Annotated in this window: 19 protein-coding genes; 15 read left to right on the forward strand and 4 right to left on the reverse strand. The window is 70.1% G+C overall.

From position 1 onward, the window contains the following. The first annotated feature begins 1 nt into the window (after position 1). The 6 genes from cbiB to BM013_RS22475 are packed head-to-tail and all read left to right on the forward strand — an operon-like array spanning position 2 to position 4,183. Positions 2–976, forward strand: coding sequence for an adenosylcobinamide-phosphate synthase CbiB (gene cbiB, locus BM013_RS22450; RefSeq protein ID WP_093129849.1), 975 nt, complete (start codon positions 2–4; stop codon positions 974–976). Continuing rightward, a complete protein-coding gene (locus BM013_RS22455; protein WP_093129850.1) occupies positions 973–1,974 on the forward strand; it encodes an aminotransferase class I/II-fold pyridoxal phosphate-dependent enzyme in 1,002 nt (333 codons plus the stop codon). Before cbiB ends, BM013_RS22455 begins: the two co-directional genes overlap by 4 nt. 19 nt (positions 1,975–1,993) lie before the next feature. Then, positions 1,994–2,347: a CidA/LrgA family protein gene (locus BM013_RS22460; RefSeq protein ID WP_093129851.1), complete on the forward strand. Its 354-nt coding sequence runs from the start codon at positions 1,994–1,996 to the stop codon at positions 2,345–2,347. Then, positions 2,344–3,072, forward strand: coding sequence for an LrgB family protein (locus BM013_RS22465; RefSeq protein ID WP_093129852.1), 729 nt, complete (start codon positions 2,344–2,346; stop codon positions 3,070–3,072). Before BM013_RS22460 ends, BM013_RS22465 begins: the two co-directional genes overlap by 4 nt. Before the next feature lie 35 nt (positions 3,073–3,107). After that, complete coding sequence (locus BM013_RS22470; RefSeq protein WP_093129853.1) at positions 3,108–3,659, forward strand: GNAT family N-acetyltransferase; 552 nt, start codon at positions 3,108–3,110, stop codon at positions 3,657–3,659. 53 nt (positions 3,660–3,712) lie between these two features. Beyond that, entirely contained in the window at positions 3,713–4,183 is a 471-nt protein-coding gene (locus BM013_RS22475) for an OsmC family protein (protein WP_093129854.1), read from the forward strand. Between the two features lie 30 nt (positions 4,184–4,213). On the opposite strand, the gene BM013_RS22480 is transcribed toward BM013_RS22475, so the two are convergent. Both BM013_RS22480 and BM013_RS22485 read right to left on the reverse strand, forming a co-directional pair. After that, positions 4,214–4,987, reverse strand: a complete 774-nt coding sequence (locus tag BM013_RS22480; RefSeq protein ID WP_093129855.1) for a flagellar brake protein — start codon at positions 4,985–4,987, stop codon at positions 4,214–4,216. A gap of 248 nt (positions 4,988–5,235) precedes the next feature. Beyond that, positions 5,236–6,150: a LysR family transcriptional regulator gene (locus BM013_RS22485; RefSeq protein WP_093129856.1), complete on the reverse strand. Its 915-nt coding sequence runs from the start codon at positions 6,148–6,150 to the stop codon at positions 5,236–5,238. 182 nt (positions 6,151–6,332) lie between these two features. On the opposite strand from BM013_RS22485, the gene BM013_RS22490 reads away from it, so the two are divergent. The 4 genes from BM013_RS22490 to BM013_RS22505 all read left to right on the forward strand — a co-directional run bounded on the left by BM013_RS22490 (position 6,333) and on the right by BM013_RS22505 (position 13,445). Beyond that, entirely contained in the window at positions 6,333–7,217 is an 885-nt protein-coding gene (locus BM013_RS22490; RefSeq protein WP_093129857.1) for an alpha/beta hydrolase, read from the forward strand. A 146-nt stretch (positions 7,218–7,363) separates the two neighbouring features. Continuing rightward, positions 7,364–8,614 (forward strand): efflux RND transporter periplasmic adaptor subunit, encoded by a 1,251-nt coding sequence (locus tag BM013_RS22495; protein ID WP_093129858.1) that lies wholly within the window; start codon positions 7,364–7,366, stop codon positions 8,612–8,614. 40 nt (positions 8,615–8,654) lie between these two features. Continuing rightward, positions 8,655–11,927 (forward strand): efflux RND transporter permease subunit, encoded by a 3,273-nt coding sequence (locus BM013_RS22500; protein WP_093129859.1) that lies wholly within the window; start codon positions 8,655–8,657, stop codon positions 11,925–11,927. Positions 11,928–11,945: 18 nt separating this feature from the next. Continuing rightward, a complete protein-coding gene (locus tag BM013_RS22505) occupies positions 11,946–13,445 on the forward strand; it encodes an efflux transporter outer membrane subunit (RefSeq protein WP_093129860.1) in 1,500 nt (499 codons plus the stop codon). A gap of 100 nt (positions 13,446–13,545) precedes the next feature. Here the strand turns inward: BM013_RS22505 and BM013_RS22510 are convergent, their stop codons facing one another. Next, entirely contained in the window at positions 13,546–13,773 is a 228-nt protein-coding gene (locus BM013_RS22510; RefSeq protein WP_093129861.1) for a hypothetical protein, read from the reverse strand. Positions 13,774–13,935: 162 nt separating this feature from the next. Between BM013_RS22510 and BM013_RS22515 the strand changes: the two genes are divergently transcribed. Genes BM013_RS22515 through BM013_RS22530 form a run of 4 tightly spaced genes read left to right on the forward strand, consistent with a single transcriptional unit; the run spans position 13,936 to position 17,837 of the window. Beyond that, positions 13,936–15,396, forward strand: a complete 1,461-nt coding sequence (locus tag BM013_RS22515; protein WP_093129862.1) for a cobyric acid synthase — start codon at positions 13,936–13,938, stop codon at positions 15,394–15,396. Next, on the forward strand, positions 15,393–16,442 hold the full coding sequence (gene cobT, locus BM013_RS22520; RefSeq protein WP_093129863.1) for a nicotinate-nucleotide--dimethylbenzimidazole phosphoribosyltransferase: 1,050 nt from the start codon (positions 15,393–15,395) through the stop codon (positions 16,440–16,442). Before BM013_RS22515 ends, cobT begins: the two co-directional genes overlap by 4 nt. A gap of 34 nt (positions 16,443–16,476) precedes the next feature. Beyond that, complete coding sequence (cobS, locus tag BM013_RS22525) at positions 16,477–17,271, forward strand: adenosylcobinamide-GDP ribazoletransferase (RefSeq protein ID WP_093129864.1); 795 nt, start codon at positions 16,477–16,479, stop codon at positions 17,269–17,271. Further along, on the forward strand, positions 17,268–17,837 hold the full coding sequence (locus BM013_RS22530; RefSeq protein ID WP_093129865.1) for a histidine phosphatase family protein: 570 nt from the start codon (positions 17,268–17,270) through the stop codon (positions 17,835–17,837). Before cobS ends, BM013_RS22530 begins: the two co-directional genes overlap by 4 nt. 64 nt (positions 17,838–17,901) lie before the next feature. On the opposite strand, the gene BM013_RS22535 is transcribed toward BM013_RS22530, so the two are convergent. Continuing rightward, positions 17,902–20,637, reverse strand: coding sequence for a LuxR C-terminal-related transcriptional regulator (locus BM013_RS22535; protein WP_177225537.1), 2,736 nt, complete (start codon positions 20,635–20,637; stop codon positions 17,902–17,904). Positions 20,638–20,769: 132 nt separating this feature from the next. On the opposite strand from BM013_RS22535, the gene BM013_RS22540 reads away from it, so the two are divergent. Then, complete coding sequence (locus BM013_RS22540) at positions 20,770–22,332, forward strand: methyl-accepting chemotaxis protein (protein ID WP_093129867.1); 1,563 nt, start codon at positions 20,770–20,772, stop codon at positions 22,330–22,332. The last annotated feature ends 17 nt before the right edge of the window (positions 22,333–22,349 follow it).

The raw sequence follows: 22,349 nt of genomic DNA on the forward strand, positions 1-22,349 counted from the left end.
CATGCCCCACCTGAATCCTGAATACGGCATCGCTGTCGCCGCCGCGCTGTGGCTCTCGCTGGCCATCGACCGCTGGCTCGGCGAGCCGCCCGCGCCGCTGCATCCCGTCGTGTGGATGGGCAACTACCTCGGCTGGATCGGCGCGCGGGTCGCACCCCAGCCCAGCCACGAGCAACGAACGGATCTTCCGATGTTCTTCATCGGCGCATTGACGTGGTGCGTGGGCGCGGCCTGCGTCTGGGGCGTGGCCATGGCCTTGCAGACGCTGGTCGCGCAATGGCTCCCGCTGTGGGCCATGGCGCTGGGCCTCGGCCTGCTGCTCAAGCCGCTCTTTGCCTGGCGCATGCTGCGCGACGAGGTGCTCGCGGTCGAGGCCGCGCTGGCGGTGTCGCTGGACGACGGGCGCCGGCAGCTCGCGCGGCTGGTGAGCCGCGACGTTTCACGGCTGAGCGAGCGCGAGGTGCGCGAAAGCGCCATCGAGTCGCTCGCAGAGAACCTCAACGATTCGCTGGTGGCGCCCGTGTTCTGGTTTGTGCTGCTCGGCCTGCCGGGCGCGGCGCTCTACCGTTTCGCGAACACCGCCGACGCCATGTGGGGCTACCGCGGCGAGCGCAACGGCCGCGAATGGACCTGGCTCGGCAAATGGGCCGCGCGCGCGGACGACGTGCTGTCGTGGGTGCCCGCGCGCCTCACCGTGCTGCTGCTGGCATTGGCGGCATGGCGCTGGCCCGCGGGGCTGTCCGCCGAGGCGCGCCGCACGCCGTCGCCCAACAGCGGCTGGCCGATGGCGACAATGGCGCTGCTGCTGGGCGTGCGCCTGGCCAAGCCGGGCGTGTATGCGCTGAATGCAGAGGGCCGCGCGCCTTCCGCGGCGGACATGCAGCGCACCGCGCAACTGGGCGAGCGGGCCGCGCTGGCGCTGGGCCTGTTCGCGACGCTGGCGATCGTGGCGACCTCGGGCTGGAGGTGGGCATGAGCACCGCCGTGCACGGCGGACCGGACGCCTCGGGCGCCGCGCCGCACGATTTCTCGACCAACGGCAATGCCGTGGGTTCCTGCCCGGCCGTGCTGGACGCATTGCGCGCGGCCGATGCCGCGCATTACCCGGACCCGCGCTACACGGCGCTGCGCGGCCGGCTCGCCGCCTTCCATGGCGTGGACGCGGCGCGCATCGTGATCGCCGCGAGCGGCAGCGAATTCATCCATCGCGTCAGCGCCGCCGTGATGCAGCAGGGCGGGCGCGAGGCGTGGCTGCCCGCGCACAGCTATGGCGACTACGAACGCGCGGCACTGGCCTGGGGCTTGCAGGTCGCGCGCGCGCCGCAGCCGCATGCCGATGCCGCCTTGCGCTGGTGCTGCGAGCCGTCGAGCCCGCTGGGCCAGCCGCAGGCCGACCTGGCGCAGCAGGCGGCCTCGGAGGGCGTCTGCGTGCTCGACATGGCCTACGCGCCGCTGCGCCTCGAGGGCAGGGCGTCGCTGGGTGCGGCGCAGCTCGACCGCGTCTGGCAGATGTGGACGCCCAACAAGGCCATGGGCCTGACCGGCATCCGTGCCGCCTACGCCATCGCGCCCGCCGATGTCGGCGCCGGCCTCCTGCGGCGCATCGACCGCTTGGCCCCTTCGTGGCCCGTGGGCACGCACGGCGTCGCGCTGCTGCAGACCTGGGCCGGCGCGGAGGCCCAGCACTGGCTGGCACAGAGCCTGGCCACCTTGAGGGCGTGGAAGGCGCAGCAACGCGCGCTCTGCGAATCCCTCGGCTGGCACTGCCTGCCCAGCGACGCCAACTTCTTCTGCGCGCGCACCGACCGGCCGTACCCCGCGCTGGCCGCTGCGTTGCGCGCGCAAGGCATCAAGCTGCGCGACTGTGCCTCCTTCGGCTTGGCGGGCCACGTGCGGCTGGGGGTGCTGCCGCCCGCCAGCCAACATGCCTTGAAAGAGGGATGGACACGCGCGGGCGCTTGCGCCGACCATTGAACCGACCTGCGGACACCCCATGCTCTACGCGATCACCACGCTCTTTCTCTGCCAGCTCGCCGGCGAACTGCTGGTGCAGTGGCTCGGCCTGCCCATTCCCGGCCCGTTGATCGGCATGGTGCTGCTGTTCATCGGCCTGCTCGTGCGCGGCCGCGTGCCGCAGGTGCTGACCGACACCTCGGGCCACCTGCTGCGCAACCTGATGCTGCTGTTCATTCCAGCCGTGACCGGCGTGATGCTGCATTTCGAGCGGGTGGGGCGCGAGTGGCTGCCGTTCCTGGCGGCGGGCATCGTCGGCGCGGCCGTCACCATGACCGTGACCGCGCTCACCTTCCGCTGGATGATCCGCATCACCGGCAAGGACGCCGAATGACCGCGCCCGCCAAGCTCTCCGAGATCTGGGTGTTCCTGGCCCAGTCGCCGCTGCTGTGGCTCTCGCTCACGCTGCTGGCCTACCTGGGCGCGCTGTGGCTGCACACGCGCAGCGGGCGCAACCCGGTGGTCAACCCGGTGCTGGTGTCGGTGATCGTCATCGTGTCGGTGCTGCTGCTCACGCGCACGCCGTACGACACCTACTTCGAAGGCGCTAAGTTCGTGCACTTCCTGATCGGCCCGGCCACGGTGGCGCTGGCCGTGCCGCTGTACAGCCAGGTCGGGCGGCTGCGGCGGCTGTGGCTGCCCATCGGCGTGGCGCTGCTCGTGGGCTCGGTCGCGGCGATCGCGTCGGCCATTGCCATCTCATGGGTGCTCGGCGGCTCGCACGAGCTCACGATGTCGCTCGCACCCAAGTCGGCCACCATGCCCATCGCGATGGGCGTGGCCGAGAAGATCGGCGGGCTGCCATCGCTGGCGGCGGTGGCCGCGGCCATTGCGGGCATCTCGGGCGCGATCATGGCGACCGGCCTCCTGAACCTGCTGCGCATCAAGGAGCCCGCGGTGCGCGGCTTCGCGGTCGGCATGGCGGCGCACGGCATCGGCACGGCGCGCGCGATCCAGGTGAACGAGACGGCGGGCGCGTTCTCGGCGCTGGCCATGGGGCTGAACGGCATCGCCACGGCGCTGCTGGTGCCGCTCATCGTGAAGCTGATGGGGGCCTAGCGCGCATGCCGAAGTCCGTCTCGGAACCCCGTCCGATGGAGCTCGTCTGGCCGGCCCGGCCTTACCTGGCGAGCTACGTGTCGGCGCTTAACCGCGGCTGGGCGCGCGACGAGTCGCGCCCCGAGTCGGGCGCCGAAGACCGCGCTGCCATCGAGGCCGACGCCACGCGCTTCCTCGCGAGCCTGGTGGACCGCGAGGCGAAGGGCGACCCCATCACGCTGCCCGACGGCACGAAGGTGCCGCGCCTGCCGGGCTACAAGTGCTGGCTGTGGGACGGCGAGTTCTGCGGCAGCATCGACCTGCGCTGGCAGCCCGGCACCATCGCGCTGCCGGTGTACTGCCTGGGGCACATCGGCTACAACGTGGTGCCGTGGAAGCGGCGCAAGGGCTACGCCACGCGCGCGCTGCAGGCCATGCTGATGCTGGCGGCCGGCGAGGGCCTCAGCCGCATCGAGATCACGACCGGGCCCGACAACCACGCGTCGCAGAAGGTGATCGTGGCCAACGGCGGCATGCTGGCTGAGAGTTTCCTCACGCTGCCCAGCCAGGGCAGCCTGACCAAGTACCGCTACTACATCTACCTCTGACGCCTCTGACGCCACTGATGCGTCCGGGGCTTCTGAACACAAGGAACAGCACCATGGCCCAGTACAGCGCGGAAATCCTCTGGGAGCGCGGCGAGCAGGACTTTCTCGCCAACACCTACAGCCGCAGGCACACGCTGCGCTTCGACGGTGGCGCGCAGGTGCCGGGCTCGTCGTCGCCGCACGTGGTGCCGCTGCCGATGTCCGATGCGTCGGCGGTCGATCCGGAGGAGATGTTCGTGGCGTCGCTGTCGAACTGCCACATGCTGTGGTTCCTCACGATGGCGGTGAAGCGCAAGTTCGTGGTCGACCGCTACTTCGACGCGGCCGTGGGCGTGATGGAGAAGAACGCCGAGGGAAAGATGGCGATGACGGTGGTCACGCTGCGCCCCGAGGTGAGGTTCTCGGGCGCCAGCCTGCCCACGCGCGAGCAGATCGAGCAGATGCACCACCGCGCGCACGACGAGTGCTTCATCGCGAATTCGGTGAAGACCGAGGTGCGCTGCGAGCCGGTGTTCCCAGGCTGACCGCGGGGCCGCCGCCCCGCTCGAACGCGCTCAGCGCACCAGGGCGTTGCGCTTCATCTCCAGCTGCGTGATTAGGCGCTGCAGCCGGCCTTCGACGTTGCCCGGCAGCGCCAGGAAACGAAAACCCAGCTGATGGCGCCGCGTGCCGTTGGGCAGCGCGGTGGGGCGGCACGACATGAGTTCCAGGTCGAGCGAGAACCGGCCGAGCGCGCCGAGCGAGAGTTCGCAATTCTTCAGCAGCGTGCCCATGGGCAGGTCGGCCACGCGCGCGTCCGAGGTGCGCATGCCGACGCCGCCGAGCGACAGGTCGTGCACGTCGAAGCGGAACGCATCGCCCTTGGGCCAGCGGCCCGTGCAGGTGTAGGCATCGACCACCGGCGTGTCGACGCGGAAGTACTCGCGGCGCTGCAGGTAGAACAGCAGCTCGGGAAAGTCGACCTCGAAGGCGGGCAGCCCTTCGTAGCGGGTTTCGCGCGGCGTGGCGGTGGCGAACTCGACGCGCACGCCGTCCGGCTGGGCGCTGAAGTGGCAGCGCGGCGCGGCCAGCAGGCCCTGGTTCTGCTCGGCCGATGCGCCCCAGTCGAAGATGAAGGTGCGCGCGTGCACGTCCACGTCGAGCAGCTGCGTCACCAACTGGCCGCCCGCGTACTGGACGGTGAGGAAGTCGCTGCCGTTGGCGAGGTTGCGCAGCCGCGCGCCGATTTCCAGCGGATTGCGGCGGCCGAACTCGCTCGTGCTTTCGTCTGACGGGTCGTGCGATGGGCCGGGCGCGTCCGTCTGGCCGTTCGACTGGTCTGTGTCCATGTGCTTGCGGTATTTCTGTTCTGGCGGACGCGGTCTTCGTCGAAGCCGCGGCACGCGCATGTCGGCCGGAAATTGCAACGCTTTCCGGCAGGGGTCTCACTCAATAGCGGCAGAAGCCGGCGAAAGTTTAGGGGGCGGAGATAAATAATTCGCGACGCCGGCTGAAACAGCCGGTCCCGAATTCCGATCTCGCCCTTCCGATCCCGCCTTCCCGATCCCGCCTTCCCGATCCCGCGTTCAGCGGGCCGTCAGCGCCGCTGCAGCCTCGGGTTCTTCGCGAACAGCTCGGCGGCCCAGTCCACGAAGGCGCGCACCTTCGCGCTCAGGTGGCGGTTGGGCGGGTACACCACGTGAATGGGCAGGGGCTCGCGCTCCCAGTCGGGCAGCACCTCGACCAGCTCGCCGCTTTCCAACAGCGGCTCGGCCATGAAGGTGATGCACTGCGAGATGCCGAAGCCGCCCAGCACGGCCGTGATGTGCGCGTTGCTCTCGTTGACCGACACGCGGTAGTGCCCGTTGAGCTCGATGTGCTCGTCGCCCTTCTTGAACTCGTGCGGGTACACGCGCCGCGTGGTGCCCGAGAAGTAGCTCACCACCACGTGGCGCTTCTCGATGTCGTTCGGGTGCTGCGGCATGCCGTAGCGCTTGATGTACGCGGGCGACGCCACGGTCACGAAATGCAGCGTGCCGATGCGCCGCGCCACCAGCGACTGGTCGTTGAGCTCGCCCGCGCGGATCACGCAGTCGACGTTGTCGCTGATCAGGTCGACGGTGCGGTCGCTCACGCCCAGGTCGACCTGGATGTCGGGGTAGCGGTCGCAGAAGCTGGCCAGGTGGGGCAGGATGATGAGCCTGGCCACCGAGGTGCCGATGTCGATGCGCAGCCGCCCCGTGGGGTTGGCCTGCGCATTCGTCATGCTGGCTTCCATGTCGTCGAAGTCGTTGAGCAGGCGCGCCGCGCGCTCGTAGTAGGCCGCGCCGTCGGGCGTGACCGTGACGCGCCGCGTGGTGCGGTTGAGCAGCTTCACGCGCAGGCGCGATTCGAGCGCCTGGATCTGCTTGGTGACCGTGCCCTTGGGCAGGGCGAGCGAGTCCGCTGCACGGGTGAAGGTGCCGGCTTCCACGACGCGGACAAAGATCCGCATGGCCTGGATTTGATCCATCGAATGCCTGTTCTGGGGTACCCGGCCCACACCGGGGGACGCGGATTCTCACACATGCGGGCAAATCCCCGTTGACCATCCGATTGTTAGCAGTTTGGAAACAGAGTAGGGGCATCAACCCTGTTTAACGTCACATGCGGCGCCTTATATTTCAACCATCGCCCAATACCCCGAGGTCGCCCATGTCCCCCGCTCCATCGTCCCTTTCTGCCGAAGCTGCCATCCGCGCCGCCACGCAAGGCGTGGAAGCCGATCTGTCGATCGAGCTGCCCGGCCGCGCGCCGGTCGGCGCCCGTGTCTACGGGCAGCGGGCCAAGGGCGACGTGGTGCCGCTGGTGCTGCATTTCCATGGCGGCACCTTCGTGTGCGGCGGCCTGGACAACGGCCGCAACGTGGCCCGGCTGCTGGCCGGCGCGGGCGCGGTGGTGGTGTCGGTGGCCTACCCGCTGGCACCCGAATCTCCGTTCCCCGAACCCATCGAGGTCGGCTATGCCGCCCTCGAATGGCTCTACAAGCAACGCACCAAGCTCGGCGGCAAGGGCGCCCAGGTGTACCTGGCCGGCGAGGAAGCCGGTGGCAACCTGGCCGCCGCGGTGGCGCTGATCGCCCGTGACCGGGCGCACCCGCCGATCGCCGGGCAGATCCTGCTGTCGCCCATGCTCGACCCGTGCGCCGGTACCGCCTCGCTGCGCAAGGCCACCAACGACGCCAGCGAATGCCGCTGGGCCAGCGGCTGGGAAAAGTACCTGAGCTGCCCGTCGAACGCGACGCACCCCTATGCGGTGCCCAGCGGCTCGCTGCGGCTCGCCGCGCTGGCACCGGCCCTGGTGCTGGTGGGCGCGGACGACGCGATGCACGACGAAGCCATGGCTTTCGCCAACCGCCTGCGCGGCGCCGGCATCGAGGTGACGAGCAGCGTGCTGCCCAGCGCCGCGAACTGGCCCAAGGCGCTGTACGACACCGAGAACACGGCTTGCGTGGCCTGTGAGGCCACGGTGCAGCGGCACTTCCGTGAGTTCTTCAGCGCGACCACGCCGCCGCCCTCGGCGTCCAACCACCCCAGCTAGTCCCCAGCCCACCCCGGCTGCCTGAACGACACGCTGCCAGCGCGGCAGCGTGCGGGGGCCCTTTTTTTCCTGAATTTCGCCTCCTGGTGCCAAAAGCGCCGGGGTGGCCTGTTGCATCCCAAAAGTCATCGAGAAGGACGAACATCATGTCGAACAACGAAAAAAAGCTGTCTTCCACCGCCCCCAAGGCGCTGTGGCCCACCGTGACCGGCCTGACGGCGGTGCTGGCCGTGGCGGCCGCCGTGCTGGGCATGCACAGTTTCAAGGCCGAGGCCAATAACGCCCCGGCCGCGCCCCCGGCCACGCCGGTGTCGGTGGCGACCGTGGCGTCGAGCGAGATCAATGCCTGGGACGAGTTCTCGGGCCGGCTCGAAGCCGTGCAGCGGGTGGACGTGCGCTCCCGCGTGGCGGGCGCCGTGCAGTCGGTGCACTTCCGTGAAGGCGCGCTGGTGAAGCAGGGCGACCTGCTGGTCACCATCGACCCCGCGCCGTACGCGGCCGAAGTCGAGCGCGCCGAAGCGCAGGTGGCTTCCGCCCAGGCCCGCCAGTCCTTCAGCCGCAGCGAGCAGGAGCGCGCCAAGCGCCTGTGGGACGACAAGGCCATTGCCCAGCGCGAGTACGACGAGCGCGTGAACGCCGGCAGCGAAGCCAACGCCAACCTGCGCGCGGCCCAGGCCTCGCTGCAGACGGCGCGCCTGAGCCTGGGCTACACGCAGGTGCGTGCCCCGGTGTCGGGGCGCATCGGCAAGGTCGAGGTGACGGTGGGCAACCTGGTGGCGGCCGGTCCGGGCGCCCCGGTGCTGACCACGCTGGTGTCGGTGAGCCCGATCTACGCGAGCTTCGACGCCGACGAGCAGGTCATCACCCGCGCCCTCAAAGACCTGCCGAGCGGCTCCAGCGCCCGCGGCCAGATCGAGAGCATTCCCGTGCAGATGGGCACCGCCGGCCTGGACGGCACGCCCTTCACCGGCAAGCTGCAGCTGATCGACAACCAGGTCGACGCCCGCAGCGGCACCGTGCGCGTGCGTGCCTCGTTCGACAACAAGGACGGCGCGCTCATTCCCGGCCAGTTCGCACGCATCCGCATGGGCCAGGCCCGCAGCGACACCGCGCTGCTGGTGAGCGAGCGCGCCATTGGCACCGACCAGAACAAGAAGTTCGTGATGGTCGTGGGTGAAGACAACAAGGCCGTCTACCGCGAAGTGGCCCTGGGCGCTTCGATCAACGGCCTGCGTGTCGTGAGCAAGGGCCTGAAGGCGGGCGACCGCGTGGTGGTCAACGGCCTGCAGCACATCCGCCCGGGTGCGCTGGTGGCGCCGCAGCAAGTGACCATGGACGCCAAGGCCGACCCCAAGCAGCAACAACCGGAACGCGTCGCGGAAGCGGCCAAGTCCTGATTTCGGAGGAGGGCGCACCCGCGCCCGCCGGAGAACCAACATGAATCTCTCAAAATTCTTCATCGACCGGCCGATCTTTGCCGGCGTGCTGTCGCTATTGATGCTGATAGCCGGCCTGATCGCGCTGCGCGGGCTGCCGATCTCGGAGTACCCGGAAGTCGCGCCGCCTTCGGTGGTGGTGCGCGCCCAGTACCCGGGCGCCAACCCGAAGGTGATCGCCGAAACGGTGGCCACCCCGCTCGAAGAGCAGATCAACGGCGTCGAGGGCATGCTCTACATGGGCAGCCAGGCCACGACCGACGGCGTGCTCACGCTCACCGTCACGTTCCGCCTCGGCACCGATCCCGACAAGGCACAGCAGCTCGTGCAGAACCGCGTCTCGCAAGCCGAGCCGCGCCTGCCCGAGGAAGTGCGCCGCCTGGGCATCACGACCGTCAAGAGCGCACCCGACCTGACGATGGTGGTCCACCTCGTCTCGCCGAACAACCGCTACGACATCAACTACCTGCGCAACTACGCGGTGCTGAACGTGAAGGACCCGCTGGCGCGCATCGAAGGCGTGGGCCAGGTCCAGATCTTCGGCGGCGGCGACTACTCCATGCGTGTGTGGCTCGACCCGCAGAAGGTCGCGCAGCGCGGCCTCTCGGCGTCCGACGTGGTGGCCGCCATCCGCGGCCAGAACGTGCAGGCCGCGGCCGGCGTGGTCGGCGCATCGCCGGGCCTGTCGGGCGTGGACATGCAGCTGTCGATCAATGCGCAAGGGCGCCTGCAGAGCGAAGAAGAGTTCGGCGACATCATCGTCAAGAGCGGCACCGACGGCGCCGTGACCCGCCTGCGCGACATCGGCCGGCTGGAAATGGGCGCTGCCGACTACTCGCTGCGTTCGCTGCTGAACAACGACCCGGCCGTGGGCATGGGCGTGTTCCAGGCCCCGGGCTCCAACGCGCTCGACATCTCCTCCAACGTGCGCAAGACGATGGAAGAGCTCAACAAGAACATGCCCGAAGGCCTGGAGTACCGCATTGCGTACGACCCGACGCAGTTCGTGCGCGCATCGATCGAATCGGTGATCCACACGCTGCTCGAAGCCATCATGCTGGTGGTGCTGGTCGTGATCCTGTTCCTGCAGACGTGGCGCGCTTCCATCATTCCGCTGCTGGCCGTGCCGGTGTCGGTGATCGGTACCTTCGCGGTGCTGCACATCCTCGGTTTCTCGATCAACGCGCTGAGCCTGTTCGGGCTGGTGCTGGCGATCGGCATCGTGGTGGACGACGCCATCGTGGTGGTGGAGAACGTCGAGCGCAACATCGAGGCGGGCCTCACGCCGCGTGAAGCGACCTACCGTGCGATGCGCGAAGTGTCGGGCCCCATCATCGCCATCGCGCTGGTGCTGGTGGCCGTGTTCGTGCCGCTGGCCTTCATCAGCGGCCTCACGGGCCAGTTCTATCGCCAGTTCGCGGTGACCATCGCGATCTCGACGGTGATCTCGGCCATCAACTCGCTCACGCTGTCGCCCGCGCTCGCCGCCTTGCTGCTGCGCGGCCACGACCAGCCCAAGGACGCGCTCACGCGCGGCATGGACAAGGCCTTCGGCTGGCTGTTCCGCGGCTTCAACCGCATGTTCCATCGCGGTTCCGAGGCCTACAGCGGCGGCGTGAAGAGCGTCATTTCGCGCAAGTCGCTGATGCTGGTGATCTACGTGGCGCTCATCGCCGTGACCTTCGGCCTCTTCAAGGCGGTGCCCGGCGGCTTCGTGCCGGCGCAGGACAAGCAGTACCTCATCGGTTTTGCCCAGCTGCCCGACGGCGCCACGCTCGATCGCACGGAAGACGTGATCAAGCGCATGGGTGACCTCATCAAGAACAACCCGAACGTGGAAGACGCCATCTCGTTTCCGGGCCTGTCGATCAACGGCTTCACCAACAGCTCCAACTCGGGCATCGTGTTCGTCACGCTCAAGCCCTTCGACGAGCGCAAGCGCGCCGATCAAAGCGGTGGTGCGGTGGCAGGCCAGTTGAACGGTGCCTTCTCCAGCATCCAGGACGCCTTCATCGTGATGTTCCCGCCACCGCCGGTGGCGGGCCTGGGCACCACGGGCGGCTTCAAGCTGCAGCTGGAAGACCGTGCCTCGGTCGGCTACGACCAGATGGACGCGGCGGTGAAGGCCTTCATGGCCAAGGCGCAAGCCGCGCCCGAGCTGGCCGGCATGTTCACGAGCTGGCAGGTCAACGTGCCGCAGTTGTATGCCGACATCGACCGCACCAAGGCCCGCCAGCTCGGCGTGCCGGTGACGGACATCTTCGACACCATGCAGATCTACCTGGGCAGCCTGTACGCGAACGACTTCAACAAGTTCGGCCGCACGTACAGCGTGCGGGTGCAGGCCGACGCGCCTTACCGCGCCCGTGCCGAAGACGTGGGCCTGCTGAAGGTGCGCTCGACCTCGGGCGAGATGGTGCCGCTGGCCGCGCTGATGAAGGTCAACTCGACCTTCGGTCCGGAACGCGCCATGCGCTACAACGGCTACCTGGCCGCCGACATCAACGGCGGCCCGGCACCAGGCTACTCGTCGGGCCAGGCGCAGGACGCGATCACCAAGATCGCGGCCGAGACGCTGCCCAAGGGCGTGAGCTTCGAGTGGACCGAGTTGACGTACCAGGAAATCCTGGCCGGCAACTCCGCCTTCCTGGTGTTCCCGCTGGCCATCCTGCTGGTGTTCCTGGTGCTGGCCGCGCAGTACGAAAGCCTGACGCTGCCGATCGCGATCATCTTGATCGTGCCCATGGGCATCCTGGCCGCGATGACGGGCGTATGGATATCGGGGGGTGACAACAACGTCTTCACGCAGATCGGGTTGATCGTGCTGGTGGGGCTGAGTGCGAAGAACGCGATCCTGATCGTGGAGTTCGCACGGGAGCTCGAGTTTGCCGGCCGCACACCCGTGCAGGCCGCCATCGAAGCCAGCCGCCTGCGCCTGCGCCCGATTCTGATGACCTCGCTGGCCTTCGTGATGGGCGTGCTGCCCCTCGTGCTGTCGACCGGCGCCGGCTCCGAAATGCGCAAGGCGATGGGTGTGGCGGTGTTCTCCGGAATGATCGGCGTGACGGCCTTCGGCCTGTTCCTGACGCCGGTGTTCTATGTGCTGTTGCGCCGCCTGGCGGGCAACAGGCCGCTCAAGCTGCATGGCGAAGTGCCGCACGGCGACGACTTCGTGTCGGCCGAGCATCCTGCCGCGCCGTCGAGTGGCGGTTCGGGCGGTGGCCTGCACCCGGTGCCTGCCTCGCCGCGTCCTTCGCACGGTTCGCATGACTGATCGAGAAGAAAGCTGATCATGAAATTCTCAGTACAACCTCTGGTGAAGCCCCTTCGCGGCGCCTTGCTGCCGCTGATGGCCGCCCTGGTGCTGGCCGGCTGTGCCACCGTGCCCTCGGGCCTGCCCGAGATCACGACCACGGCGCAGTTCAAGGAGCAAGGCAATCAAGCCAATCAAGGTGTCGCGCCGCCGGCCGGCTTCACGCGGGCCGTGCCTTCCGAGGCGCAGGCGCGCGGCGCCTGGTGGCTGGCGTTCAACGACCCGGCGCTCAACGCGCTGGTCGAGAAGGCCGACATCAACAACAACAACATCCAGGCGGCGGCCGCGCGGCTGGCCGAGGCCCGCGCGCTGGCGCGCAGCGCCAACGCCGACCGCCTGCCGCAGATCGGCCTGGGCGCCGGCGCCAACCGTGGCGCGGGCCTGGACAAGGCCTCGGCCAGCGTCCGGCCGGGCACCATGACGAACGTGGGCGCCACGTTCTCCTACGAGGTCGACCTGTTCGGGCGCCTCTCGGGCGCCAGCGACGCGGCCCGGCTCGATGCGGCCGGCCGCGAGGCGCTGCTGCAGAGCACGCGCCTGGCGGTGCAGGCCGAGGTGGCGCAGACCTACCTGCAACTGCGCGCGCTCGACGCCGAGCGCGTGCTGGTGCGCGAGCAGGTCGAGGCCTACCGCGACACGCTGCGCCTGACGCAGCGCCGCGAGCAGGCCGGCGACATCGCCGAGCTCGACGTGGCGCGCGTGCAGACCGAGGTGTCGTCGACCGAGTCGGACGCGCTCGCGCTCGACCGCCAGCGTGCCCAGGTGGAACATGCGCTGGCCGTGCTGGTCGGCGACTCGGCCTCCAGCTTCGCGCTGGGCAGCGCCGACTGGTCGACGGCGCTGCCGTCCATTCCGCCCGGCGTGCCGGCCACGGTGCTGACGCGCCGGCCCGACGTGTCGGCCGCGCAGAGCGCCGTGCTGGCCGCGCAGGCCCGCGTGGGCGTGGCGCAGACCGCCTGGTTCCCGGACATCTCGCTGACCGGCGCCGCCGGCTACGCCTCGCCCGAGATCGGCGACCTCTTCAAGTGGTCGGCCCGCTCGTGGGGCGTGGGTGCGCTGCTGTCGCTGCCGATCTTCGACGGCGGCCGCCGCGAGGCGGGCGTGCAGGGCGCCAATGCGCAGCTCGACGGGGCGCTGGCCAGCTACCGCACGCAGGTGCTGACGGCGTTCCAGGAGGTCGAAGACCAACTGGCCTCCATCCGCATCCTGCAGGAGCAGTCGGTGGTGCAGGCGCAGGCCGTGACCTCGGCCGCGCGCGCCACGAGCCTGTCGGACACGCGCTACCGCAACGGCTACATCAGCCAGCTCGACCTGCTGGACGCGCGCCGCAGCGAGCTGCGCAACCGCCGCCAGGCGCTGCAGGTGAAGTCGGCCCAGTACCAGGCGGCCGTGGGCCTGGTCCGCGCGATCGGCGGGGGCTGGGACGTGCCGGCGCCGGTGGCGGCCGCGGCCGGTCCGCAGACGGTGGCCGCGCGCTGAGCGGCCGGCGAACGGGACACGCGACGGAATTTCGACGGAAAGCCGACGAGAAAGATTGAAACCCTGAAAGCCGCAAGGCGGTCTTTGCGCCGTCGCGGGTTCAGCCTTGAGTGGCCGGGCCTGCGGCGGCGCTTATTTTTTTCAGCTCGGCCACGCCCATGGCCAGGGCGTTGGAGTAGCTGGTCTGCGGCTTGTCCGCGACGCGGTAGACGCGGTAGTCCAGCGTTTCGGACGACTCGCCGCCATGGTGGGCTTCGAGCAAGGTCCAGAAAAACTGGCCGGGTTCGCGTTCTTCGATGGCAAGCGCCAAATCGTTCAAGGCTGGCATGGGTCCCTGGGTGCTATGCGTTGTTCAAGCCATATGTACGCAATAAAGCTACTTTTGGATTCATCGGATGCGTTTGCAAGGCTCCATGTGTGAAAGATGTCGCATTTCGTCGGCCCTGCGCGCCTGAACGGGCTTGGGGGGGCGCTCAACGACAATCCGCCGATGAGTTCAACGGTAAAGAGCGGGCCGGCGCAGGCCGTCATGGTGCTGGGCACCACCAGCGGGGCCGGCAAGAGCTGGCTGGCCACGGCACTGTGCCGCTGGTACGCCCGGCGCGGGCTGAAGGTGGCGCCCTTCAAGGCGCAGAACATGAGCAACAACGCCCGCGTGGTCGACGGCGGCGAAATCGGCAGCGCCCAGTACTTCCAGGCGCTGGCCGCCAACGCGGTGCCCGACGTGCGCATGAACCCGCTGCTGCTCAAGCCCGAGCGCGACACCCACAGCCAGGTGGTGCTGATGGGGCAGGTGAGCGAAGAGCTGTCGGCCTTGCCCTGGCGCGGCCGCAGCGAGCGCGTGTGGCCGCAGATCGCGCAGGCGCTGGACGAGCTGCGCGCCGAGAACGACGTGGTCGTCATCGAGGGCGCGGGTTCGCCGGCCGAGATCAACCTCATGGCCAGCGACATCGTCAACATGAGCATCGCCCGCCACGCCCAGGCGCGCTGCCTGCTGGCGACCGACATCGACCGCGGCGGCGCCTTCGCCCACCTGTACGGCACCTGGGCGCTGCTGCCCGAGGTCGACCGGGCGCTGCTGCGCGGCTTCGTGCTGAACAAGTTCCGCGGCGACGCCACCTTGCTGGCCCCCGCGCCGCAGCAGCTGCAGGCGCTGACAGGCGTGCCCACCGTGGCCACGCTGCCGATGTGGTGGCAGCACGGCCTGCCCGAGGAAGACGGCGTGTTCGACGACCGCAGCCGCGCGAGCGGCACGGTCACCCGCACGGTGGCCGTGGTGGCCTACCCGCGCATCAGCAACCTCGACGAATTCCAGGCGCTGAAGAACGTGCCGGGCGTGCGGCTGGTCTGGGCACGCACGCCGGCCGACGTAGCCGCCGCCGACTGGATCGTGCTGCCCGGCTCCAAGCACACCAGCGGCGACCTGGCCTGGCTGCGCGCGCAGGGACTGGACCGCGCGGTGGCCGCGCACGCCGAGCGTGGCGGCGCGGTGCTGGGCATCTGCGGCGGGCTGCAGATGCTGGGCGAGGCGCTGGTCGATCCGCACGGCATCGACGGCAACGCGCCGGGCCTGGGCCTGCTGCCGCTGGTGACGGTGTTCGCACGCGAGAAGACCGTGCGCCACCGCGCCGCGAGCTTCGGCGAGCTGGCGGGCGCCTGGGGCGCGCTGTCGGGCGTGCCGGTGGCCGGCTACGAAATCCACCACGGCCAGAGCGCCGCCCACCCGCAGATGGCGCAGGACGGCCAGGCCGTGATGCCCGACGGGCTGGCCTGGCAGAACGCGCGCGGCAACGTGCTCGGCATTTATCTTCATGGCCTGTTCGAGGACCCGGGCGCGCTGCATGCGCTGTTCGGCGCCTCGGCGCCCACGCTCGACGCCACCTTCGACGGCCTGGCCGATTTCATCGACACCCACTTCGACGCCGGCGTGCTCGCCGGACTGATTGCATGACCGATTCCCTCCTAGCCATTCCCGACCTGGCCGACCTGACCGACGCCGTGCTCACCGCCCGGCTGCAGGAAAAGCTGGCCAACAAGACCAAGCCGCTCGGCGCGCTCGGCCGCCTCGAGGCGCTGGCGCTGCGCATCGGCACCGTGCTGGGCACCGAGGACCCGGTGCTTGAGGCGCCTCAGATGCTGGTGTGCGCGGGCGACCACGGCCTGGCGGCGCGCGGCGTCTCGGCGTACCCGAGCGACGTGACCTGGCAGATGGTCGAGAACTTCCTGGCCGGCGGCGCGGCCGTGAGCGTGCTCGCGCGCCAGCACGACCTGGCGCTCACGGTGGTCGACTGCGGCGTGCGGCGCGACTTCCAGGCCCGCCCCGGGCTGGTGTCGCGGCGCATCGCCGAAGGCACGGCCGACGCATCGGCCGGCCCCGCGATGACCGCCGCGCAATGCGCGCAGGCCATCGCCAACGGCCGCGAGGTGGTGCGCGCGCTGCCGGGCAACGCGCTGCTGCTGGGCGAGATGGGCATCGGCAACAGCTCGTCGGCGGCGCTGCTGCTGTCGCGGCTGGCGGGCCTGCGCATCGACGACTGCACCGGCGTGGGCACCGGGCTCGATGCGGCGGGGCTGGCGCGCAAGCGCGAGGTGCTGCGCCAGGTGCTGGCGCTGCACGCCTCGGCCACGGCGCCGCTGGACGCGCTGGCGGCCTTCGGCGGCTTCGAGATCGCCACCTTGGTCGGCGCGGTGCTGCAGGCAGCGCACGAGCGCCGCGTGATCGTGCTCGACGGCTTCATCGCCAGTTCGGCGGTGCTGGTGGCGCAGGCGCTGCAGCCCCACGTCACGCAACGCTGCGTGGCCGCGCATTGCTCGGCCGAGCCGGGCCACCTGCTGCTGCTGGAGCGGCTGGGGCTCGACCCGCTGTTGAACCTCCACTTGCGCCTGGGCGAAGGCTCGGGCGGCGCGCTGGCCTGGCCGCTGCTCGAGTCGGCCTGCCGCATCCTGCGCGAGATGGCGAGCTTCGAGGCGGCGGGCGTGTCGCGCAAGGACGCCTGAGGCGCCGCATTCACAACATTCGCAAGGGACTCGGATGAACGGCGTTCGCCACTTCCTGCTCGCGCTGCAGTTCTTCACGCGGGTGCCGGTGACCGGGCCGCTCGCGGCGTGGGTGGGCTTCAGCCCGCAGATGCTGCGCGCGAGCGCGGCGCACCTGCCGGGCATCGGCTGGCTCGTGGGCGCGGTGGCGGCGCTGGTGTTCGTGGGCGTCGGCATGGGCCTGCCCGGCGTGGCGGGCGCCCTGGTCGCCGCGGTGCTCAGCACCGTTGCCACCGTGATGATGACCGGCGCCTTCCATGAAGACGGCCTGGCCGACGTGGCCGACGGCCTGGGCGGCTCGGCGCAGCGTGACCGCGCGCTGGAGATCATGAAGGACTCGCGCATCGGCGCTTTCGGCGCGGTGGCGCTGGTGCTGGCGCTGGGCCTGAAGTTCGCGCTGCTCGCCGCGCTCGCGGCACGCGGGCTGCAGGCGGCGGCCATCGGCATCGTCGGCGCGCATGTGCTGTCGCGGCTGATGCCGCTGTTCCTGATTCGCTGGCTGCCCTATGTGGGCGACAGCGGCGCCAGCAAGGCCAAGCCGCTGGCGGATGCCATCACCGGCGGCGCGCTGGTCATCGCCTTCGTGTGGGCGCTGCCGGCGGTGGCGCTGCTGCTGTGCGCGCACGACCCGGTGCACGTCGGCGCGGCCGTGCTGGCGGCGCTGCTTGCGGCGGGCTGGATGGCGCGGCTCTTCCTGCGGCGCCTGCAGGGCTTCACCGGCGACGGGCTCGGCGCGACGCAGCAGGTCTGCGAACTCGCGATCTACCTCGCGCTGGCGTGGGGCGCATGAGCATGGCGGCGAACCAGCGAACGCTCTGGCTGCAGCGCCATGCCCCGGTGATCGCCGAGCCCGGCCTGTGCTACGGCGCGACGAACCTGGCCGCGCATGCGGACGAAACGCAGGCGGCGGCGCAGCGCATTGCGCACCGGCTGCCCGCCGGCATCGTGCTGCGCAGTTCGCCGCTGCGGCGCTGCGCCGAACTGGCCGGCGCCATCGTGGCCTTGCGCCCCGATCTTTCGGTGCAGCACGACGCGCGGCTGGCCGAGATGGATTTCGGCGCCTGGGAAGGGCAGCCCTGGTCGGCCATTGCGCGGGAAGACTTCGAGGCCTGGACCGCCGACTTTGCCGACCGGCGCGCCGGCGGTCGCGGCGAGAGCGTGCGCGGCTTCATGCAGCGCGTGGCGGCCGCGCACGACGAATGGCTGGCGGGCGAGGGCGATGCGCTGTGGGTCACGCACGCGGGCGTGCTGCGTGCCGTGACCCTGCTGCACGGCGGCGTGCGCTGCCCCGCGGCGGCGGCCGACTGGCCGGCCGGCGAGCTGGCGTTCGGCGGCTGGCTGACCTTCGAGCGGTAAGACGTTCGAGCTTGGAGGTTGGCAGCCTCTTGGCGGCCTGTTGGCGGCCTGTGGTCGGCCCGGGCTACTTCCTGCCGTCGCGCGCGAGCTCGTGCCGCATGCGCTCGGCCACGGCGTCGCGGCCGTGTGCGTCCAGCTTCAGGTAGATGTTCTTCAGGTGCCACTTGACGGTGTCGAGCGAGAGCCCGAGCGTCAGCGCGATCTTCTTGTTCGGCAGCGACTGCAGCAGCAGCTCGGCGATCTCGGCTTCGCGCAGCGTGAGCAGCCGCGTCACGCTGCGGTCTTCCGGGAAGCGCGCCGTGGCCGGCGGGTTGGCCGCTGCGTCGCCTTGCGACCGGGCCAGCGCCTCGATGCGCTCGGCGTAGAACACCAGCACCGGGTCGAGCTGGGGCTCGGCGGCGGCCGTGCGGACCAGCTGCAGCGCGTTGTCGTGGGCGCTCAGCAAGGTCTGCATCAGGCCCAGCCGGTGGCCCAGGCGAAGGGCCGAGCGCACGCGCGCGGCCGACGCCTCGTTGCGCCCGAGCCTGCGTTCCACCTCGGCCGCGTGCAGCAGCAGCGAGACCACGAGGTTGACCTGCCCGCGCTGCTCATAGCGCTCGCGCAGCGCCTCGATCTTCGCCAGCGCGAACTGCAGTTCGCCGTCGTGCACCGCCATCAGGATGCGTGCGCGCGCCAGCACGTCGCACACCTGGCGCAGCGAGCGTGGCTCCTCGTCGGGGTGGCGGTCATGCAGCGCGTCCATCTGCTGGAACGAGGCGCGCGCCGCGTCGATGTCGTGGCTCGCCAGCTCGATGCGCAGGCGCTCGAACAGCACGCAGGCCAACGCCCGGTCCATCCGGTAGCGCTGCAGGAAGCCCGTGGCCTGGGCGAGATGGGCGAGCGCCTCGTGCAGCCGGCCGGCGGCCTGCTGCGCGCGGTTCGACACGATGATCATGCGCAGCGTGGTGTCGGGAATCAGCCCGTCGTGCGTGCCCAGCTGCTCCTGGATGAAGCGCGCGGCGACGATCGGGCCGTGCTGCTCGTACAGCACCTCCACCAGCAGCTGGGCCGTCAGCCGCGCGGCCTCGGCGCAGTGCGCGCCGCGTTCCTGCGCCTCGCGCAGCACGTTGCGGTAGATGCGCTCGGCCCGGTGCATGTGGCCCTCGACCGCGTACGACAGGCCCACCAGGCACTGGCCCACCAGCGAGCCGAACAGGGTGCCGACGACGGGCTCGCCGCCGACCGTGGGCGCCGGCTCGTCGCGCTGGATGCGGCGCGCCTCCTCGAACTCGCCGCGGTGCAGGTACAGCCAGCTCAGCACGTTGCGCCGCCCGGCCAGGGCGAAGTCGTCGGCCGCCGCCGGCGCCTCGAGCAGCTCGGGCATCAGCCGCGTGACCGCGTCGTTGTCGTCGCTGCGAATGGCCAGCAGGCAGTCCAGCAGCGTGAGCCGGTAGCGCATGGCCGGCTCGATGGCGTCGGCTTCCGCGCGCAGCCGGGCGATGCCGCGCGCGCAGTCGTCGAGCCGGTAGTCGGCCAGCTCGACCCAGGCCATCCAGAGACGGAGGTTGGGGTTGGTGTAGAGCGTGGCGGGGTCGAGCTGGCGCACCAGCGCGATCACCTCGTTCATCCGGCCCTGCAGGAACAGCGCCAGCGCGCCGCGCTCGGCCAGCGTGGCGGCGGCCTCGCCGTTGCCGGCGGCCAGCGCGTGGCGCACGGCCTCGTGGTGCATGCCGCGCAGCGCGAGCGATTCCCAGGCCGCCGCGTGGATCTTCTGCCGCTGCGCCTCGGGCAAGGCCGCGAAGTCCCGCAGCAGCACGCTGCGCGCCAGCGGATGCAGCTGCCACCAGCGTTCGTCGGCGATGCGGTGCGGCAGGACGGTGAGCAGGCCGTCGCGCACCAGCGGTTCGAGCAGCTCGGCGCACAGTGGCGCGGCGTGGCTCTCGCCCGCCAGGTCGGCGCACAGGGCCGGGCTGAAGCGGGCGGTGGCGGCGCACAGGGTGAGCAGGCGCAGCTGCGTGCCCGACAGCCGCGAAAACACCTGGGCGCGCAGGTAAGCCGCGAACGGCTCGGGGTCGGGCATGCCGTGCAGCAGCGGCGAGGGCGTTGCGCGCCGGCGGCGCACGTCGGCGCTGGCCAGCCGCAGCAGCGCGGGCCAGCCCTCGGTCAGCAGGTGGATGGCCGCGGCGGCGCGCTCGTCGATGTCGGGCAGCCGCATGCGCAGGTACTCGAGCGACTCGGCCAGGCTGAAGCGCAGGTCCTCGTTGCGCAGCTCCAGCACCGTCTTGGACACCGGCGCGTGCGCCATGGTCACCGGCAGGTGGTCGCGGCAGGCGAAGACACAGGTCAGGTTGGCTGGCGCGTACTCGACCAGCAGCTGCAGCGCGTTCAACACGTTGCCGCTTTCGGCGCGGTGCGCGTCGTCCACGATCAGCACGATCCTGCGCCCGTGCGCCGCAATGCCGCGCACCAGCGCGATGACCAGCCGCTCGACGGCGTCGGCGTCGGGCCGCGCGTGCGCCACCGCGCCCCGGGGAATGGCGGTGTCGATGGCGGCCAGCGCCGACATCAGGGTGGTCATGAACTGCAGGTCGCCTTCGGCAAGGGCGGCCAGGCGGACCCAGGCGATGTCGATGTCCGCCGAGACCAGCTGGCGCTGCCAGGTGAGCAGCAGCGAGCTCTTGCCGAAGCCCGGCGGTGCCTGGAGCACCACGCACCGGCGCTCGCCCGGTCCGGCAAGCCGGTCGAGCAAGCCCTGTCGGACCAGGAGGCGGCGGCTGCGGGTGCGCAACGCTGGCGCGGCGGGTAAGAAATCAGGTTGCATCTTTGGTGAATTCTCATTCATACAGATCGCCAGAAATCCAGTTTCTCCGGGTTTGCCTACCCGCCCTTCAAGGGTGGGGTGGCGCATGCCCGCGGTGCCGATGAACGATGAAACCACCATGGAGTCCCCCACATGTTCGATCTATCGAATCTCAAAATCGGCGTCCGCCTGGGAATGGGTTTTGCCTTGATGCTGCTGCTGCAGCTCGTCATCACGAGCATTGGCGTGCATCAGATGACAAATCTGTCGGACCGGATCGCTTTTGCCACGGAAGTTGGTGCGCGAAAGCTCGACCAGCTGAACAACGTGCAGTCGGCCATCGGCAAGCGGGCCATCGCGGCGCGCAACCTGGCGCTGGTGACGGACCCGGTGGCGCAGAAGGGCGATATCGACCTGGTCGTGCGCTCGCAGCGCGAGATCGACGCCGGCATGGCGACCCTGGGCACGATCATGGCCAACCCCGCGTCGGCCAGCGACGAGGAGCGCCGCATGCTGGAGAAGTTGCGCGCGCTGGAGGCGCTGTACCTGCCCATCGCGCAGAAGGTGCTCACGCTGGCCACCGGCAAGCAGACCGAGGCGGCGATCAAGGTGCTGACGCAGGAATGCATGCCCTTGCTCAACCAGGTGCTGGCACACGTCTCGACCTTCCGGGAGCTGCTGAAGAAAAGCGCCGATGAAAGCGCCGCGTCGGCCCAGGCCACCTACCAGAGCGCGCGCTGGCTGATGCTGTCGATCAGCGGCGCCTCGCTGATCGGCGGGCTGCTGCTGGCGTTCCGGATGACGCGCTCCATCACCCGCCCGCTGGGCCAGGCGGTGAATGTGGCGCAGCAGGTGGCCTCCGGCGACCTGACGGCGCGCATCGAGGTGGCCGACAGGTCGGAGTCGGGCATGCTCATGAACGCGCTGCGCTCCATGAACGACGAGCTGGCCAAGGTGGTCGGCCAGGTCCGCGCGGGCACCGATTCCATTGCCACGGCCTCGGGCCAGATCGCCACCGGCAACCGCGACCTGTCCTCGCGCACCGAGGAGCAGGCCAGTTCGCTGGAGCAGACGGCGGCGTCGATGCAGGAGCTGACCTCCACCGTGAAGCAGAACGCCGACAACGCACGGCTGGCCAATCAGCTGGCCGACTCGGCCTCGCAGGTGGCCTCGCGCGGCGGCTCGGTGGTCGACCAGGTGGTGGAGAAGATGGCGTCGATCAACGCCTCGTCGAAAAAGATCGTCGACATCATCGGCGTGATCGACGGCATCTCGTTCCAGACCAACATCCTCGCGCTGAACGCGGCGGTGGAGGCGGCGCGCGCCGGCGAGCAGGGGCGCGGCTTTGCCGTGGTGGCCTCGGAAGTGCGCAGCCTGGCGCAGCGCTCGGCGGCGGCGGCCAAGGAAATCAAGACGCTGATCGGCGACTCGGTGGGCGAGGTGGACGCGGGCAGCGTGCTGGTCAACGAGGCCGGCAGGACCATGGAGGAGATCATGGGCAGCGTGCGGCGCGTGACGGACATCATGGCGGAGATCACCGCGGCCAGCCAGGAGCAGTCGGCGGGCATCGAGCAGGTGAACGACGCCATCAAGCAGATGGACCGCACCACGCAGCAGAACGCGGCGCTGGTGGAAGAGGCCTCGGCCGCGGCGCAGTCCATGAACGACCAGGCCGCGGGCCTGGTGCACGCGGTCAGCATGTTCAAGCTGCGCTGAGCGGGCTTGGGTCAATC

Source organism: Variovorax sp. OK605, from assembly GCF_900115445.1.
Taxonomy (GTDB): Bacteria; Pseudomonadota; Gammaproteobacteria; order Burkholderiales; family Burkholderiaceae_C; genus Variovorax.